The organism is Vibrio sp. ECSMB14106 (genome assembly GCF_000972265.1).
GTDB classification, from domain to species: domain Bacteria; phylum Pseudomonadota; class Gammaproteobacteria; order Enterobacterales; family Vibrionaceae; genus Vibrio; species Vibrio kanaloae.
This window is the reverse complement of sequence record NZ_LAUM01000016.1, coordinates 19,807-37,253: the sequence shown is the minus strand read 5'-3', so window position 1 is coordinate 37,253 and position 17,447 is coordinate 19,807. Positions and strand designations below refer to the sequence as shown.

The 17,447-nt window shown below is 42.6% G+C and carries 21 protein-coding genes; 18 read left to right on the top strand and 3 right to left on the bottom strand.

Annotation, left to right across the window (positions count from 1 at the left end):
- Positions 1–24 precede the first annotated feature (24 nt).
- On the top strand, positions 25–315 hold the full coding sequence (locus WR49_RS12720; RefSeq protein WP_041154790.1) for a hypothetical protein: 291 nt from the start codon (positions 25–27) through the stop codon (positions 313–315).
- Between the two features lie 857 nt (positions 316–1,172).
- Here WR49_RS12720 and WR49_RS12715 read toward each other — a convergent pair.
- Positions 1,173–1,634, bottom strand: coding sequence for a hypothetical protein (locus tag WR49_RS12715; RefSeq protein WP_014386844.1), 462 nt, complete (start codon positions 1,632–1,634; stop codon positions 1,173–1,175).
- 361 nt (positions 1,635–1,995) lie between these two features.
- On the opposite strand from WR49_RS12715, the gene WR49_RS12710 reads away from it, so the two are divergent.
- From WR49_RS12710 to WR49_RS12650, 12 genes are all read left to right on the top strand, one after another.
- Positions 1,996–2,847 (top strand): hypothetical protein, encoded by an 852-nt coding sequence (locus WR49_RS12710; RefSeq protein ID WP_041154789.1) that lies wholly within the window; start codon positions 1,996–1,998, stop codon positions 2,845–2,847.
- Positions 2,848–2,901: 54 nt separating this feature from the next.
- Positions 2,902–3,291, top strand: a complete 390-nt coding sequence (locus WR49_RS12705) for a hypothetical protein (protein ID WP_017086033.1) — start codon at positions 2,902–2,904, stop codon at positions 3,289–3,291.
- Complete coding sequence (locus WR49_RS12700; RefSeq protein WP_046224253.1) at positions 3,281–3,685, top strand: hypothetical protein; 405 nt, start codon at positions 3,281–3,283, stop codon at positions 3,683–3,685. Before WR49_RS12705 ends, WR49_RS12700 begins: the two co-directional genes overlap by 11 nt.
- 776 nt (positions 3,686–4,461) lie before the next feature.
- Entirely contained in the window at positions 4,462–4,935 is a 474-nt protein-coding gene (locus tag WR49_RS12690; protein ID WP_014386849.1) for a hypothetical protein, read from the top strand.
- Positions 4,936–4,945: 10 nt separating this feature from the next.
- Positions 4,946–5,239 carry a hypothetical protein gene (locus WR49_RS12685; RefSeq protein ID WP_052715036.1) on the top strand — a complete coding sequence of 98 codons (294 nt, stop codon included), beginning with the start codon at positions 4,946–4,948 and terminating at the stop codon, positions 5,237–5,239.
- Positions 5,239–6,375, top strand: a complete 1,137-nt coding sequence (locus WR49_RS12680) for a hypothetical protein (RefSeq protein WP_146194536.1) — start codon at positions 5,239–5,241, stop codon at positions 6,373–6,375. The genes WR49_RS12685 and WR49_RS12680 overlap by 1 nt, the downstream gene beginning before the upstream one ends.
- 2 nt (positions 6,376–6,377) lie before the next feature.
- Complete coding sequence (sppA, locus tag WR49_RS12675) at positions 6,378–7,340, top strand: signal peptide peptidase SppA (protein WP_014386852.1); 963 nt, start codon at positions 6,378–6,380, stop codon at positions 7,338–7,340.
- A gap of 12 nt (positions 7,341–7,352) precedes the next feature.
- On the top strand, positions 7,353–8,228 hold the full coding sequence (locus tag WR49_RS12670) for a DsbA family protein (RefSeq protein WP_032073044.1): 876 nt from the start codon (positions 7,353–7,355) through the stop codon (positions 8,226–8,228).
- Positions 8,229–8,246: 18 nt separating this feature from the next.
- A complete protein-coding gene (locus tag WR49_RS12665; RefSeq protein WP_046224250.1) occupies positions 8,247–9,821 on the top strand; it encodes a hypothetical protein in 1,575 nt (524 codons plus the stop codon).
- Between the two features lie 197 nt (positions 9,822–10,018).
- The gene (locus tag WR49_RS12660) at positions 10,019–10,429 is read left to right on the top strand and encodes a hypothetical protein (protein WP_131815226.1); all 411 of its coding nucleotides are present in this window, start codon (positions 10,019–10,021) and stop codon (positions 10,427–10,429) included.
- Positions 10,430–10,496: 67 nt separating this feature from the next.
- Positions 10,497–10,949 carry a thermonuclease family protein gene (locus WR49_RS12655; protein WP_231574710.1) on the top strand — a complete coding sequence of 151 codons (453 nt, stop codon included), beginning with the start codon at positions 10,497–10,499 and terminating at the stop codon, positions 10,947–10,949.
- The gene (locus tag WR49_RS12650; RefSeq protein ID WP_046224248.1) at positions 10,946–11,461 is read left to right on the top strand and encodes a hypothetical protein; all 516 of its coding nucleotides are present in this window, start codon (positions 10,946–10,948) and stop codon (positions 11,459–11,461) included. The genes WR49_RS12655 and WR49_RS12650 overlap by 4 nt, the downstream gene beginning before the upstream one ends.
- A 4-nt stretch (positions 11,462–11,465) precedes the next feature.
- On the opposite strand, the gene WR49_RS12645 is transcribed toward WR49_RS12650, so the two are convergent.
- A complete protein-coding gene (locus WR49_RS12645; protein ID WP_014386858.1) occupies positions 11,466–11,741 on the bottom strand; it encodes a hypothetical protein in 276 nt (91 codons plus the stop codon).
- A 379-nt stretch (positions 11,742–12,120) separates the two neighbouring features.
- Between WR49_RS12645 and WR49_RS21635 the strand changes: the two genes are divergently transcribed.
- From WR49_RS21635 to WR49_RS12630, 3 genes are read left to right on the top strand one after another with little or no spacing between them, the layout of a single operon-like run.
- Complete coding sequence (locus WR49_RS21635) at positions 12,121–12,384, top strand: hypothetical protein (RefSeq protein WP_226977602.1); 264 nt, start codon at positions 12,121–12,123, stop codon at positions 12,382–12,384.
- Positions 12,385–12,423: 39 nt separating this feature from the next.
- Positions 12,424–13,374 carry a DNA-methyltransferase gene (locus WR49_RS12635; protein WP_046224247.1) on the top strand — a complete coding sequence of 317 codons (951 nt, stop codon included), beginning with the start codon at positions 12,424–12,426 and terminating at the stop codon, positions 13,372–13,374.
- Positions 13,375–13,399: 25 nt separating this feature from the next.
- Positions 13,400–13,642 carry a hypothetical protein gene (locus WR49_RS12630; RefSeq protein ID WP_014386860.1) on the top strand — a complete coding sequence of 81 codons (243 nt, stop codon included), beginning with the start codon at positions 13,400–13,402 and terminating at the stop codon, positions 13,640–13,642.
- Between the two features lie 639 nt (positions 13,643–14,281).
- Here the strand turns inward: WR49_RS12630 and WR49_RS12615 are convergent.
- Positions 14,282–14,656 carry a hypothetical protein gene (locus tag WR49_RS12615; RefSeq protein WP_052715035.1) on the bottom strand — a complete coding sequence of 125 codons (375 nt, stop codon included), beginning with the start codon at positions 14,654–14,656 and terminating at the stop codon, positions 14,282–14,284.
- A 349-nt stretch (positions 14,657–15,005) separates the two neighbouring features.
- On the opposite strand from WR49_RS12615, the gene WR49_RS12610 reads away from it, so the two are divergent.
- Positions 15,006–16,115: a hypothetical protein gene (locus WR49_RS12610; protein WP_046224245.1), complete on the top strand. Its 1,110-nt coding sequence runs from the start codon at positions 15,006–15,008 to the stop codon at positions 16,113–16,115.
- Entirely contained in the window at positions 16,112–17,197 is a 1,086-nt protein-coding gene (locus WR49_RS12605; RefSeq protein ID WP_046224244.1) for an AAA family ATPase, read from the top strand. The genes WR49_RS12610 and WR49_RS12605 overlap by 4 nt, the downstream gene beginning before the upstream one ends.
- The last annotated feature ends 250 nt before the right edge of the window (positions 17,198–17,447 follow it).

Below are 17,447 nucleotides of genomic sequence, written 5' to 3'. Positions count from 1 at the left end.
GAACAATGAACCAAGGAGACCAACATGAATTCTGTATCAGCTACTGAAATGGCAAAATTAGGCAAATGTGAAAAAATGATCAAACGATCACGAGTGAGTAAAAGGATCAACGAGAGAGTGCCTAGAAAGCTCTCTAACGCTTTTAACGGAACCAGTGATACATTGCGAGGTGAATTTGCTCACTTCTCCTATGAGAGTGCCACACAGCGCTTTATGACAGACAAACAAGTTAAATGCCGTCGTGTGCTGCAACTATGTTTAAGCGGTGCGTTCGCTATGGGATTGCTATCACTAGTAGCTTTATACGCAAGTTAAGCAAGGATAATTTGCACTCACAAGACACAGAGCAATTGGCGTTCGTACAAAACTTATCCACTTTTTCTGTGGATAAAAACATCATTTGTCACCTCACAACAAACCTTACTGATACACAGAATTTGCACGTTGTTAAGAGCCGCATTGAGACACAGCAAAGGCTTTAATGTCAGAGTCGAAATAATGACTTACAGCCTATCAGCTTGCCTCCATTAGGTGATCACCACCAAACACAACTCTGCCCTCTACAAATCACCAATCGGATACCAAACATGATTGCCAGGTAAAATTCGAACGAGAGCATTAACAATGACGCACCAGAACATAGCGTGATAAAACGCAAATGACGCACCAGAACACACCAATCCAATTAACATACAAACCCGATCAGTTAACCGATCACACCTTATGTCTATGAATCAGTATCAAACCTACCCCAAAACCAAATTAGGGAGCTCTACCAATTAGCAACCTAAATACTCCAACAGTGCAGGTCCTAGAATAAACGAAACTACTTGCTGGTCTTGCGTTAATCCAGAAAATCAATGTGTATACTTGCCTTGCGGCCAGTTCAGAAGTCCGATTCTCAAGCATTGCGAGCTTTATTACCTTTGCAAACGTGGTATCCAGCTCACTATCGCCATACGATGAACGTCATAAAAAATCATGCAGATATGAATGTCTTGAATATACCGAAGGCTTTATGTAATGCTTGGTACTACCTAGTTGTGTTTCCTTCGGTCCATAGGAACTGTTTTGGTGAAAGCAAAGAAGATAAATAGCACTAGAGGCTAATCAATGAATTAGAACCCGGTTTGGTGATGTTTCCGAGCACCGAAATAACATCACACATCGAATCAAGACCGGATAGACAACTCAGAACCATTACTCGCCATAACCTCCACAATACCAAACAGAGCTAACGAAAGAACAAACACTCCAGCAAGCAGTAACATAAAGTACCCTATCTCTTTGACTGCGAACTTGAGAGCTGACAACAGAGAGACCTGTTTGCCGGAAATCTTTGAGTAACCCCACTGAAATGCCAGGAACGAAGCTAGGCCGCAAAACGCAACTATACCTGCAACAACCAGAGGTTGTTCTATCAAAACATCCTTATTCAGAAAGCCTTTTGAAATCGCTACTGAGAACAATCTACCAATCAAAAACCCAGCCCCCACAGCCACTCCACTGCGAATTAAGACGACCTTAAAAGACTGGGAATAACTTAGCGTTGTTCCGTTAGTACGCCGAGAAGTGTATTGCACCACCAGCGTGGATATAGCTAATCCAAAGAAAGTAATAACGACAAATTCCATACAAGGCTCTCCAAGCCAATTCTGAGCGTCCAATAAAAAGCATAGGACACTGATTTTCTTTAATCGACCGTACTGACATTTACTTTAACCAGCCGTGAATTAGTGTATTGCATCATCTTTATAAGGTCATATAATGAGCTTAAAAGGTAAACCGAAAACGGACTTGGCTTTTCAACGTGAGATATCGAAAAGCAACCCAAAGACAACATTTAGATTGAATGATGGGTATGCATAAAAATAGATTGAATGCCGTCAAGAAAAGCAAAGTGCCTTTAAGGTAGTGTTTTGATAGATAAGGTAAAGTTGCATTGTTCACTAAAGGAACACAAAAGCAACCTAAAAACAACTTAGGAGTTAGGTAATGATAAATGGAAAACTAATAGGTTTAGGCGTGTCAATAATGTCGGTAATAATGACTGGTTGTGCGTCAACCTCCCAACCAGTGTCATACGATGAATCACACAGTCGCGCATATAACATCGCGCAGGCTGGTGGATTGTACGATGTAAGTGACAAATACGTCCCAAGAGAGAATTACGAGTCTTTGCAATTTGCAGGCAGCGCTGCGACAAACTCTCTTTTGTTTACCTCCTCCTTCGGCGCGAACCTAGATTTAACATCAGGGTTGGGATTGGGGCTTGTCACCTCTCTTTTAGAGCAGCCCGACACAGCATCCAGAAACAGCGTAATTGCATGGATGCCAAAGTCCGAAGCGTCATCCACCAAAAATGCTCAAGAAAAACTTTTGTTTGAAATGAAAACGGCCATTGAGTCAACGCTAGAAGAAATGGGATTAGAGTATGAAGCAACAAATGGCAATTCCGAACGCAAAGTAGAGTTCTACTTTCACAGTGAAGAATACGGTTGCCCCATATACAAACCAGGCATGACAAATGTAGATCTCTGCTACATAGCAACCGAAGTCTTTGAGCCCCGCGAAGCAAAGGCCCCTAGCTTTGTCGGAGTCGATGAAATTGATTCGTATGCTTTTGAATCAAACCACAGTGTTTACTACAACCGATTCCGAGTTACTCCCGGTAAAGGTAGCCATGTCCCAAGCGACAAAATATATTCACTTGTAAGCGGAAAACTTCCCTCTTGGGCTTATGTTTACGTAGCATCTGGGAACATACAGGTAGGTGAATCTAAAGTTAAAACGCCTTATATACTCGACAATGGCGAACCTCTATTGTTCATACACCCAGAGAACTAATTAGCTCTCCCCAAGCATTTTGCTTAGGGAGATTGCCTTTTTCAGGAGGTAGACATGCAGCAGCAGAAAGAACAAATTACACGCTCAACAATTTCATATAGAAACAAAAGAGCTAAAGAACAAATCCAGCACATACTCCAACTTGCCGAAAGGATTACCTCTGACGTCGAAAAGGAAAAACGAGAGTCCATGCATTTGTGTTTATGTTGCTATTACGCTCGTTCTCAACGAATAGGAGGAGCTGCGATAACATCAAAACCTTGTGGTGTTTGCGAAGAAACAATGCAGTTCGGCTCAACTGCTACTGATGCAGTCTGCGACAGCTGTGCAAAGGAACAGGGGTTATGTAAACAGTGCGGAGCAGACATTGAATTGGCGGAAAGAAGAAAGCCGTACCCTTTTGAGAATGAGATAAATACAAAGGAAATTTCAAATGATCAATGAGGAATGGTTTTCTGAGTTAGAAACAGTTCTGTTTGTGTTGGAGGACTGTCAGGTTGACTGTGATGGAATGACTTATCTAGTAAGCCATCTTCTGAAACAAGCCAACGTTGAACACTGTTGCATGTTCGGCTATGTAACAGAAAAGTCGTCAGGAGACGTAGTAACCCCTCATTGCTGGATTACATTGCCAGGAGACTACATCGTTGATCTCAGACTTAGAATGTGGCTTGGGGATTTCGATCATATTCCCCACGGCGTATTTAAATCAAGCTGCACACCAGATATCGTCTACGAAGGAAAAGGGCTAAGAGGCTCAAATTTAGATGTAGACACCTTAGATATGATGTCTGACGGTAGACTTTCACATGTGAAAGTCCCCTCTTTGCTTCACTAGTGCTCCACCAGCTGCAATAGCCCCTTCTACACGGGGCTCTTCCCTGCCCTAAAAGTCTTTCACGCTACCCCTTCCCTCATACCGAACCTAAATGCTTAGTACTTCCTAAGTGGCTACGTGACAAATATTTAAAGGGCTATATAATGACACTATAAAGTAATCGAGAGTATCTTATGAATATAGTCTTGTTGTTAGTTTCACTGATTGTCGCTCCATTTCTAATTGCCAAAGTAGACCTATGGCGGAAAAAGCATTTGCATGAGGTGCTCAGCTGGTGGAGTGAAGAAAACATGCCAAAAGAGTTGAGAAACGCAACTCTGTTTCTTTGTGAAGAAGATGTGGCAACAACACTACCTGTACCTCTGCATGGAAGAGTCGATCAAGTTTTTTTATCAAAAAAGAAAGTCCTTATCCCTCTGGATACCAAGTTAAGGAAAGATAACAGGATCTTTGAATCGGATGTAATCCAGCTATCTGTATACCGAGTGATTCTTAAAAATCAATACAACTTAGAGGTATCCGATTACGGGTACGTTAGAACGGTTGTCCCACAGCCCGACGGAAAGAACAAGGTTCGTTACATCAGAACAAAGTTACTGAATGAAAAAAAAGTCGTCTCTCTCTACTACAAATATCAGGCTATTAGGCAAGGACTAATAAAGACGTCCTGTTCGTGTGAGGGATTGTTTCATTGAGTTCTCAGTTGCCCTTATTGGGCATGTTGCCGTGAGAAGCTTTTGCTGTTTATCCGTTACTCTCATGGCAAAGGAGGGCTTATGCCATTAACAAGAATCAATAAAGCAATGATGTTGCTGATATCTATCGGCGGAGTAATTGCTGGTCTTGCAGGTAAACCTATCGTCGCCTGTACAGCATTAGGGGTAGTTCTTTGGCTTGCGGCCAAGAATGGAGGCTCAAACTCCATCATAGAAATCCGCAAAAAAGCAGCCAAATCAGCGTTCGACAATATGGATCTTGTCATTGATAACAAACGCTGGCTCGGGAAGGATGCAACGGTTGTTAAGGTTTCAAACATCACTGCGGCCAACGAGATAAAAGTGCCTTGGAACCTACAAATTCTTGCTAAATCGGTCAGAGGCACTTGGTTCACTGTAGATATGAGTGTGATTGGGAAAGACCAAATCCTAATCATGGCAATTAATGAGATTGATGAAAGCACAGTCAAGCGTCTGTTAGCGAATGATCACGACTTATACCGTCAATACTTCGGTGAACCAGAGTTGGCGTAAGGAGCGAAATGTGGAAAGAACTCAAACACCAGAAAAAAGTGAAGAAAACCTTAGTAACAAGCCATTGAATCAAGCTGGCTATGCTCAATGCCTGTTTATCCTTATCCAATCAGTGCTTTTCCCTGAGCTTGGCGCTGGTGGAGCAATGATCGCTGCCTTATGTGCAATGATGTCTTGGATGGTTATGTACGCTAAAAAAATGCCAGCACGAGTATTCGGTATGGTCATGGCATCTCTACTGCTAACCCCCTTCTATTCAATGCTATGCCTATTTGTCTTGAAGGTCATTGGAGTTGGAGTGTAGTGCGCATGGATCTATTGGCCCCATTCCTAATATCCGACTTGGAGAGACATGGCGCGAGTCAAGAGCTTATTCGTAATGCACAAAGCTTAAAACACTCGGCTTTCCGTTATAAACAAAAAGATATTGAAGAGCTGTCCAGAAAGCTTGGTATAGAAAGCCAGGAATTGATGGATGGGCATGTTCAATATATGACTTCAAGATTCACGAGGAAAATGAGCGGCATCATTTCATCATACCTAATGAAAGATACCGGACATTTCGCTATTCAATGTACAGAGCTTTGCCGAGAAGCAGAAGCACTTAGCCTTAAACGCAACCGCGAAGGAAAGCTGGTTCCGTATAGTGCAGCAAATGCTGTGGCTGTTGATCGAATGCTTGATGTCGTCATAGCCAGGGCAACGGAGCTTAAAAATAGAATAGCGGATGAGTTCTTCAACGCAGAAACTAGCTCTGTCTTCATAGAACAAAGAGAAGCTGGCACATTTTGCCCAGAAAAAAAGACTAAAAAACGTAAAGCAAGGCGAAGAAAGAGTTCACCTATTTACGTCAAAGGAAAACCCTACGCTAGTTTAACCGAACTGGCCCAACAAACTGGTAAAGCAGAAAGGACTCTCTATTCAAGGATTAGGGATAAAGGGCTATTAAAAGCCTACCAAACCAACACTATGACAGATGAGAACTGGAACTCAGTCTTATCTGAACCACCAGCTCCAAACAAGGGCCCAAAGGCGGCCAACAAACCTATCACCTATAAAGGTGATTCCTACCCCACGTTAAACCATCTAGCCGAAGCCGCTAACTTAACGTACTCGGCTCTCTACCAGAGACTTCGACATCGAGAATTATTGGAAAAGGCACGATGTAACGAGCTTTCAGATATGGACTGGGAAAAGGTACTCAACGCTATTCCCCCTAATCGAAAAGCCGATGTTGAAATTGTGATAAATGGCAAGGGATACCCTTCCGTTGCGGCAGTCGCTACTAATTTCGGGTTAGCGGAATCCACGTTATCAGAGAGGTTAAAACAAGCCGACAAACTTGAATTAGCGAAAGAGAACAAATTAACCGAGGAAGAATGGGAGCTGTTTCTGGTTCCACCTCACCCAGGTCGAAAACAAACCACAACTAAGGAATAAACATGAGTGAAAACAATAAACCAGAAGCATGGGAAAAAGACATGATTAAAGATCTGGTCTTTACCCTCCATAAGGAACAGGTAAAAGACAGAAGATGGCGAAGAGGGATTCAGTTGATTCGCTCCCTTGGCTTTGTCCTTATGATAGTTGCATTTCTAACCGTAGCTTCAAATCCAGGAGGACTACCTTGGCAGACATCCAAAGCTGACACTCCACATGTTGCATTCATTAATATCAAAGGAGAAATCGCTGCGGGTTCACTTGCAGATGAAGATCATCTAATACCTTCCATTCAGGCTGCTTTCAAAAATCCCCATGCAAAAGCTGTCGTTCTACGAATAAACAGTCCTGGTGGAAGCCCTGTGCAAGCAGGTCGAATATACGAAGAGATTCAAGCTCAAAAAGCAGAATACCCAGAAAAACAAGTTATCGCTGTAATTGATGATATCGGTGCATCTGGTGGCTATTACATCGCCGTGGCCGCAGACAAAATTTATGCGGACAAAGCAAGTATGGTTGGCTCTATTGGTGTCATCAGTTCTGGCTTCGGATTTACCGGGCTCATGGAAAAATTGGGTATTGAAAGACGAGCTATAACATCTGGTGAAAACAAAGCTTTGTTAGACCCATTCTCCCCTCTTTCAGAAGAGATAACTAGCTTCTGGAAGGAAGTGCTATCGAAAACCCACCAGCAGTTCATCGAGCGAGTAAAAGAGAGCCGTGGTGAACGACTCAAAGCCGATCCAAAAGTGTTCTCTGGATTGATCTGGAATGGAGAGCAAGCACTTGAGATTGGGTTAATTGATGGTTTAGGAAGCCTACACTCTATTTCTCGCAATGTTATAGAAGAAACAAACCTCGTTGATTACTCACCAAGTGAAGACATCGTTAAGCGCTTAACACAACGCGCAAAAATGGAAGCTTCAACCCTGATTCATGAATTGGCAACTGTAAAAGTTTACTAAGGACAAAATGTAATGTCAGAACAAACCACACCACAACAACAAAAATCATTCAGTCCAATGCAGAAAAAGCTACTGGCCGTTGGTGCTGCTATGACCCTAATTTTGGGAGCGTCTGTCGCTACAGTGGGATATCAAATTTACCAGACCAAAGAGTTGCTCATTCAAGAGCGCGATTCTCTCCAGTCGAAGATTACTCAACTAGAAAGTGACTATCGCTTTAAATCAGAAGAGCGCTTTAACAATGCAGTTCAAAAAGCACTGGAACATTTCGTTCAACAGAAACGCGAACAGGATATTCAGGCTAAATACGCAAAATACGAATCAGCTCCCGAACAAGTGCCTGACGATAAACGCATATATGGAAACCTGAACGCTCGATTCACGCTGGTGGAATTTTCTGACCTGGAGTGTCCGTTCTGCAAAAAATTCCACGACACACCAAAAGAAGTGGTGGATGCAAGTAACGGGAATATCAACTGGCAATGGAAACATCTGCCATTGAGTTTTCATAACCCAGCGGCAGAAAAAGAAGCGTTAGCAGCGGAATGTGTTGCTGAACAAAAAGGCAACCGTGGATTCTGGGTGTTCTTAGACGAAGTATTTGCCAAATCACAAGGCAATGGTGGTGGAGTGCCTAATTTGGCAGAAGTTATTGAGAGTGTTGGTGCCGATGCTTCCCTAGTTCGAGAGTGTTTAGCTTCTGGCCGTTACGACCTGAAAATAGCAGCAGATGTGAAGCAAGCTACTGAAAATGGCATTTCAGGTACACCAGCGACTTTCATCGTAGATAACCAAACTGGGAAAACTCAGCTTATTCGTGGGGCACAGCCATCACAAGCTATCGCGGCCATCATTCGAAAAATGATGATTGAATCCGAAAACAACTAACAACAGAGGATGTAATTGATGTTAAGAAGAACAGCTTTAGCAGCTGCTCTACTATCAGTGTTGGCAGGATGTGGTGGTTCCAGTGGAGGCACTGGAACTACTTCCAATGGCAATGGTAGTGAAAGCAATAACCAAGACAACTCAACAGAAACAACAACGGTCGCTAAGCGAGAATGGCAAAAAGAAGTGTTACTGAGCTCTCCAACAAGAGATGCAACACTTCCTGTCATCCAGCTACAAAACGAAAATGGTTCGGCTGTTCTATACAGTGCCTGGGTCGAAGAAGCCAACAATGACAAACCGGATGAGCTATATGCTTCTGTAGCCCCTATCGAAGACTATGCGAATGGCAATGTACCTAACAAAGTCAAGATAAGTGCCGATATTGGTGAAATACTAAGATCAGACTGGCAACCATTCATTGTCGATGAAAACCACTACAAGAGCTCTGTTCAAATGAGCCTTTCAAATCATGGTAATGCCTATATTACATGGGTACAGAGAGACAATAGTAACAACCAGAAACTGAACGTTTCCTATTACGACGCAACAACACAAGAATGGTCCCCACCATTAGAAGTTGATCATGTACTTATGACTGACGCGGCAGCTACGAATGAGGAAAGTCGAGTAAAAATCACCGACAACACTCTCTTCACTGACCCGTCAGGACAAAGCATCGTTATCTGGCAAACTCCGATTTTTGGCTCCGATACAAATGCATTGGCAATAGCCTGGTTAAGCAACGACGGCACAAAAGCCAATATCATTGCAACGACAGAACTTTCGAGAAATATAAAAACAAACAGTGACGGTGAAGTTAAAAGTGCTATCTCGATACATTCAGTAGAAACTTCTCCTGGCGTACTTGAAATCCTAAGTATCGAAAAGGGCGCTGATGATGAAAATGATGTCCTAGCCAAACATACCGTCAAACTTGGTCCATTCAATACGCCTGTAGTGGAACGCAGCGTTATTGATGATGATGGAGTCAAGAGTGGTTTAGCATCTATCAACACTAACCTTACTAGCTATGCGCTATGGTCTGAAAGCCGAGGGTCGGGTTCTTCTGACCTAATCGGCGTAACATGGCGTAGTGACAACAATGGTTACTCTCCTATCTCAGGCATTCCCAATATAAGTGCCGATGCAGGGCAAGCTAGCTTAACCAGTACCAATGGAGATGTTCATGCTGTGTGGCGTCAACGCGACAATGTTGTTGGCAATACCATCAGAACAGAGAAGCTAATGTTTGCCACATTAGAACAATCCATAGCAAGTAACGTCACAGAGCTCAATTCAAACGGTGCTATATATCCACGTTTGTTTTCTGGAAATGACGACAAGTTATATACAACTTGGAATGGCGAGTACTTCCATATCAAAGAGGCATACATCGAATCTGGAGATATCCATTGGCAAGAAACATATCGTCCATCCTGTGACCCAACAACAGCGATTGATGACCTCTTGTGTGGTCTAGGTGTGCGGGAACGGTACAGCGCGATGGTCGATGGAGATTATGGTGCAATGTCATGGCTGAAAGATGTAAATGGCACAAAGTCAGTATTTATCTCTATCAGCACAAATTGACTTTCACATGTGAAAGCGGCCCCAGCAATTGGGGCCTTTTTGATTGGAGACTACTAAGTCCCCATCCAAAAAGGGCTTCTGGTTCAACGATGACAGTATCCGTCACAGCTATGGATCGGAATTAAATGAAAAAACAACCTAAAAACAACTTTCACATGTGAAAGTGGAATAGGTAAGGAGTGAAAATGAAACCACAAATGATGATAAAAATGGCAGCAGCCTACATGATGGCATCAGCTGTAATTTGGAGTGCTGGAGTATGGTTACTAGAACTACCCTCGCCTCTTGGTACTCAAACATGGACGACGTGGTTGGGAGGTCCAATTTTAGTTCTAGTATGCGCATCTTTCATTTCGTACTTGCTTGTAACCTATCACTCAACTGGATTGCTCTTCACTAAAATTTGGATGCTGTGCAATGTCTGCTTGTCTGGGTACAGCCTATTCATGACGTTCAATGATCTAATGCTGGCTGGTGGATGTTTAGCGATTCTCTTAGGGTCTCTTTGGTTCTTGAAGGAACTGGAGCGACCAGAAATGAAAGGGGCCTATACCGCTATTTCGGCATTACACAAACAAATGTGGAATGCTCTATCAGGACAACAGTAAGGAATTAATCATGCTTAAAAAAATTCTAACTACCACCCTTCTCTACTTCGTTTTTAATGCACCAATTATGGCTGAAACCTTTTATGGGAAGGTGGTACGAGTCAGCGATGGTGACACTATAAAAGTCCTCACAGATGCCTCATGCACTGGCACCTTTCAGTGTACCGATGGTAAAAAAGAACACCGTATTAGACTTGCAGAAATCGACACACCCGAGTCGAAACAACCCTGGGGAAAGAAAGCAAAACAAGCCCTTCTTTCTATAGTGGGTGGGAAAGTCGTTCGTGTAGAACAAACCGACGTTGATCGTTATGGCCGCATTGTTGGTCATATCTACGTCGATGATTTGTGGGTAAACGGACAACTGGTAAAAACGGGTAACGCATGGGTATACAGGCGGTATGCAAAAAGCACTGAACTGTTCTCTTACGAGCAAGAGGCAAAACAGAATGGGGTAGGCTTATGGGCATTGCCGGAAGCAGAAAGAATGCCACCTTGGGAATGGAGACGTAAAAAGTGAAACTATCCATTAACAACCAACTGGGTAGGGATGTAAGCACATTGGCTTTGAATGTATTTGGTATTTTTGTCTATATCAGCCTGATCCGGATATACCTCCACCAGCTGACGCTTCCAGAGCCACTACTTTTTGCTCTTATGTTCTCCCTTGTATTCAATATCTACTATGAGTTTAAAGCGGGGATATCCCGCTTAACCCATGTAAGAATACTGTGTACCATCATTATCTTTTGTGTTGCGGCATTCCTTGCCCAAGAGATTAGAGGTGTCTATCTAACAACTATGGCCGAACTTACAAACTACGAGAAAGCAGAAGAACTCATAGGGCAAGAGTACTTAAAAGCTGCTCAAAATAGAGTTGTTGGTTACGGTGGGTGTTTTGCAGTTGGTTTGGTAACGGCGAGAATGTTGCTCTACAAAATCTTAGTTAACGTGGCAAGTAGAGTGTTGGTATTGCCTAACTATCGCGGTAACGTTTGTCCAATGTGCCAGCAACCGACACAAATCCACTAAATCCTCAGCCGACTTTCACATGTGAAAGTCGGTACTTCATCATATCACCTGACGATAGAAGCCCTTTCTCCACAAAGCATTTCATCAAAGACATACTCAAAAAAAATCGCTCTCGCTCGCTAAGGATCAAAATGTTGGCGTTATGCATTTCACGATATGCAATTACCGTCATCATACTTGCTTCAAGCGGTTCTGCTTGGCCTATTACTGCTTTAATGTCTGGCAGGCTATCTAGATCCACGCCAGGCACAGCTTCGTGCAGTGTATTTAATTTAAACACTAATATTTACCCAATAAATAAGTTGCTTTCAAAGGTTCACGATAAGTAATAGTTAATATAGTAGATCTTATCAATGAACATAAAATGTTCTGTCAGAACATCGCAAGGATCTCATTATAGATAAAGAAGATCCAACTCGCACTTTCACATGTGAAAGTCTGTGGCATAAGTTGGCAGGAATCTCATATTTTACAAAACGTTACCCTAGCTAAGTCGCCATAAACTCAACAATGAATCACTTTAAAGAGCTCCCATTATCCAATTAGTTCAATTCCATCGAAGAGATATACCGACATCTCTACAGGATTTAGATATTGCCATTTCATTTAAAGAACTATAAAATGATTCTATGAATTATTAATATTGGTCTGGAGCATAAATGAAACCAAACATGCAGGGGCAGCTGGAGCTTTTCCATGTGGAAGAAGCTTATGCACAAGCTGATGGTCCAATGACCAATGCCGAGCTATATGCGAAGGTAGCAAGTATAGCCGGGCTATCAGAGGCTGAAATCAATACTAAAGCCGAAATCGGCAAAGCCAAGGCACAACACAGCCCTATCAAAAGAAAAATTCGTTGGTTTCAGCAAACATTAAAGTCCATGAATATCATCCAAAAAGTGGACGGTGAGCGTGGCGTATAGAAGCTGGCAAACAAAAATAAAAAAGGGCTTCATGAAGCAATGGGCGAAGTAAAGCTTGTCGCATATTCAACAAATCTAGGCATCGCTATTTGGGGAAATAGCAAAAAGGTATTCACAGAGCTTGGAGAACCGATCCACCTTTGTGTGACATCCCCTCCGTATCCTTTAAAAATCGAGCGCGGGTATGGGAATGTTAGTGAACAGGCATGGGTGGACTTTATCACCGAGTCTTTGGAACCAATTGTAGAAAACTTGGTGCCAGGGGGTTCTGTGGTACTCAACGTGAGTAACGACATTTTTGAAAGTAAACGCCCTTCGCGTTCAACTTACCTTGAACGTATGGTCTTAGCTCTAAATGATCGATTAGGGCTTTCATTAATGGACCGTTGGCCCTGGATAAACACATCCAAGCCACCAGCTCCAACCCAATGGGCTTGCGTTAACCGTATGCAGCTTTGTTCCGCGTGGGAACCTGTTTACTGGTTTACGAACGATCCAGACCGAGTTCGCTCTGATAACCGAAGAGTTTTGGTAGAGCACACTGAGCAACATAAGAAATTACTCGAACAAGGGGGCGATAGTCGTATCGCTACTTACGGTGATGGTGCTTACCGATTAAGAGGGAATGCCTTTTCCAATAAAACGCAAGGCAAGATCCCTAAAAACATAATCCAACGAGGTCATCGTTGTGCTGATACATCAGCAGTAAGGAAGATAGCCAAGGAATTGGGTTTACCACCACACCCTGCAATGTTTCCTACAGACATTCCATCATTCGCTATTGAGTTCCTAACCAATGAAGATGAGCTGGTGGTTGATCTCTTTTCTGGTAGCAATAAAACCGGACTGGCAGCGGAGAGAGCGGGGCGACGTTGGGTTGCATGTGACTTAATTTTAGAGTACGTGCGAACACAAGCTGAGTTGTTTAGCTCGTTTGCTGGCTTTTGGATGAATCCTGCTTTGGCCTGTGTCGGTCGAAGTGTTAAATAAACTCGTGATTACTGGAGAGTACATTATGAACAAACCTTCAAACACACCAAGCACACTGGTTGTATCCATGCTTTGTATTTTAGTCCTGGCTCTGGAGTTTGCTGCTGTAACCCATTTTACTGGTTCTACTTCACCTTTAGATTGGGATCGCATCACGCTTATCTCCGTTGCTTATTTAGCCGCAAGCACCATCTTAGGTGCCACATTTTGCTTGGTTAAAAGCAAGTTGCGTTTCAATACTCTGCAACATCAAAAAAATCTGGGATAGCAAGAATGCCAGAGCAATGTGATAAAGCAGGACTAAGCCGTTGGTGCAATAACCAGGATGTTCGACAGGTTCAGCAAAGGGCCTGTCGTACATATGTGTAGTGAGTATGATTTCGACCATGCTGTTGGTTATATCGTTCAAGTACGAGAGAAGCGTGACGCATATGGCTCTGAACAATATCTTGTGCGTCATCCAAATGGAGAGCTACACACACATGAAAACCAATCCTTCTGGCTACTAAACGAAGAGCATCAAGGGCAAGCTTTAGCTTTATTTGCCCAAAAGCCAACAGAAGAGGGGGAGCGATACTGTTTACACGGTAGCCGAAGGTTTTCCAGAATCCGGCTATATCATTCCTTTTAAAAAAGGTGCGCCAGAGAGCGAAAATCAGCATCTAACTATGGCAATTACTATCACGGAGAACAAATAGAATGGACCCTAAAAAGAAAGAGCTTGCGGAAATGTTCATTCAGAGTTGTATTGAGCAAGGCTTAACTATGGACGAGTCAGCTGAATTGTCAGCTCATATACTCATATCAGCTGTTAGTGCAAACGGGAAAAGTCATACGAGAATTGAGATTGCCAATCTCGGCTCAGTGGAAGTAGATTGCTAAGGGCTCTAGGAGGCAAGGATGGCTCCTAGAGAATGGCAAATCCATTGCCAGCGATATCAAAGTGTTTGTTCTTCATCACCAGACCAGAAGAAGGATTAACTATAAACCGTTGCTTTTTAATAGCAGGAGTATTTGGAACGCGCTTGATTGAAGCTGTGGCCGAAAAAACAACAAACGCCAAAAGAGCAACTACGGCAACCTGCCATGAAAAGTAAGCTACGCCAGACCAAAAGACGACCATTACTACTGCATTTTTATGAACAAGCCTAAGCAGAGGCATCAACCAGAAAACAACCGCTACGCTGATTACAGCCAAACCCCATTGATTATCGTTAGTTTCAATCATAGCAACGCCAAGAAGAATCACTGCTAAAGCAACTAGGTTAAGTATGTGTCTCATTTTTCGTCTCCTTAATTGACTCTGGAAAGCTATCTCGGCATCACCGTCAAGCCCTCATTCAATTCAACTTACACTTCCATAATATCATGGAATTAAAAAATGCAACCGTGACCCAGAAACACGCTTAGCCCACTTTCACATGTGAAAGTCTTATGTAGCAATGCCTAAGAGCGTGATCTGGCTTTTCCTAAAATTAAGGTATGGTCGAACATTTCCTAAAATTAAGCTATAACGTGAAATGTAAAGCGTTCTATTGTCCTTTTTTAAGGTATAAATCACATCTATTTGGCTTGTTTTCCTCTTTTTAAGGTATGTGGTATGCTTCAAAAAAACATTACGGTATTAAAAAATGAGTAGTAACACAGACAATTTAGAAGGGTATTTCCCTGCTGAGATAGTCAACGAGGCATTTGGCAGCAGGCCATCGACTACTACGTTAATGGATTGCATCTTTTTGCCAGGTAGAATTCCGCGAGACTTAATTACAAGGATCAGTGGTAACAAGGCTGAACTTGAGCAACAGCTACTGGCACAAAAGCCTCTTCTATCCACCAGCTTGTCAAAGCCATACTGGAAGAAGGGGACTAATAAACGTGAATTCGATGCCGTTAGAATCGACGTATACAGTGCTGTCTGCTTGGCCGATGACAGACATCTACTGGAAGGGATCGTTAGTGTAGGGGGGATGTACGTAGACCTATCTGGCTTAACGCTTCGCCAGGCTATTGAGCTCGCGCAGATTAATGTCGAACTGGATAAGTTGTCACACCAATACCACAACCTTCTCGATACAAAAATGTTTAGTGGGGTATACGACTACTTCCTTTGTGACTTCACAACACTGTTTGAGTTCTTGAACCTGAAAAATCAAAAGGCCAACAAGAACACAGTAATGACAAGACTTCAAAGGCTATCACAAATGTTACTGGTCTTGGATTACGAGAAGGATGGTGAAACGCTACCTCACTACCACACGCGAATGAAGCTGGTGGACAGCAACTACATTCCATTGCTGGTTCTGGATGGGATTAAAAATAAAGGATCTATCAGGGCAGATACGATCACTCACTTCATAGTTGGAGTGCATAAGACTTTCACTGCGTCTTTGCGACAAGAGGGAGCTATTAGCCGGAAACGTTTTTTAAAAGTCTACCCGCAGCTAACGGGCAAACATGCTGTTACTGACTTCTGTAAATATATTGATGCTCATAAGCGTGAATATGTACATGGTAAGTATCTGAGTCACCTTATTAAAGATTACTATGCCAACAAGGTTAGAGTGTCTAAACAGCATCTGAGTCGCCATATCAATAACACTATGGCCGAAGTCATTTTGAAAAAGGATGTGTTATTGCGAGATTTCCGATTGCTACTCCAAGAGAAAGTACGTGACGATGGTAAGCAAGATATTATGCTGTTGTACCTGGGCGATGAAGAGAAAGAAGAGGTAACGACATGACAACAACACTCCACAATGAGGATGTTATCGCTCTAAGCGAAGAAGACATTAATGAAAGTTTAGCCAATTCCAACAAAGAACAGATTTTGAAAGGTTTGTTTCGAGGCAGTGTCGGATTTCTGATCGCTCCACCTGATTCTGGTAAGAGCTATTTGTCTTTATCAATAGCTTATGAGATGGCTTTGCCAGAGTACCCATTAATTGGTGTACGGGATGAGGAAAACAAAGTGCTTAGAACTTTGATATGGCCGATCGAAGATTCCTTGCCCGGAACACTTCCGCGTATCAAAGCACATTTGACTGAGTTCTCCACCAGCATCAAAGACCGATTAAAATCGAGCATTGGGATATACAAGCATTCTGATCCAATTTGTAGTTCAGGCTCATCTAAACATACTAAAGAGTGGGAAGAAGCATCCAGTGCACTGGAAAAACTTATTGCCACGGCCAAAGGGTACGACTTGGTAGTTATAGATACATTGCGTGATGCAATTGGCTCAGCTGACGTAGTAGATGATGACTATTACATCAGAATTGCTTTGGAGAGGCTTGCCAATGAAGCGAATGTCGCGGTTCTTGTTGTTCACCATCCGACAAAAGATGTGAGCAGAGGAAAGGAGATAATCAACAGCGTCTCTGGCTCTGGTTTATCTTCCACTCTCTCAAAGTCAAAACTTCATCTGTATTTAGATCAGTTGATAGACAAGAAAGATGGAACGGTACAAGAGACTCGTTTGCGTCATATCAAAGCTAACTATGTGCCTTTTGACCAGCAGTGGAGAAAACCGATAAGGCTGCACTGGAGTAACAATTCACTATTGCACGTTGATCAAGAAGTCGTTATCCAACTTAGAAATGATCAATTAGACGGTGATAGTGATAATGAGAAAAAGCCAGGAGCAGATAAACCAGTTAAAAGACGGTTATCGCGTCTTTCAGAAGAGCCAGGATTGATACACAGAGATGACTCCCTTCTATCTGAGGAATCGAAGCGCTTGGCCCAACAAACCAGTCATGGCCCATTTGGTGGTGGCATGGCATCAGAGCTCTCCGAACTTCGTACTGGTAAGTCCTCCAAGTAATCCAATTCCTTAAATTAAGCTATTGCTTAACGCCTTTTTCCTAAAATTAAGCTATATATACGGATTAAGGCGTTTCCTCATTTTAAGCTTAGATATAGGTGTGTTTCCTAATATTAAGCTATGTGATAGAGATGAACTTCCTAATATTAAGCTTCAATTTCCTAATATTAAGCTTTAGCTTACAGAAACAAAGCTTAAAGTTAGGAAATTTCCTGATATTAAGCTACCTAACACGCTGCATGATCTTATG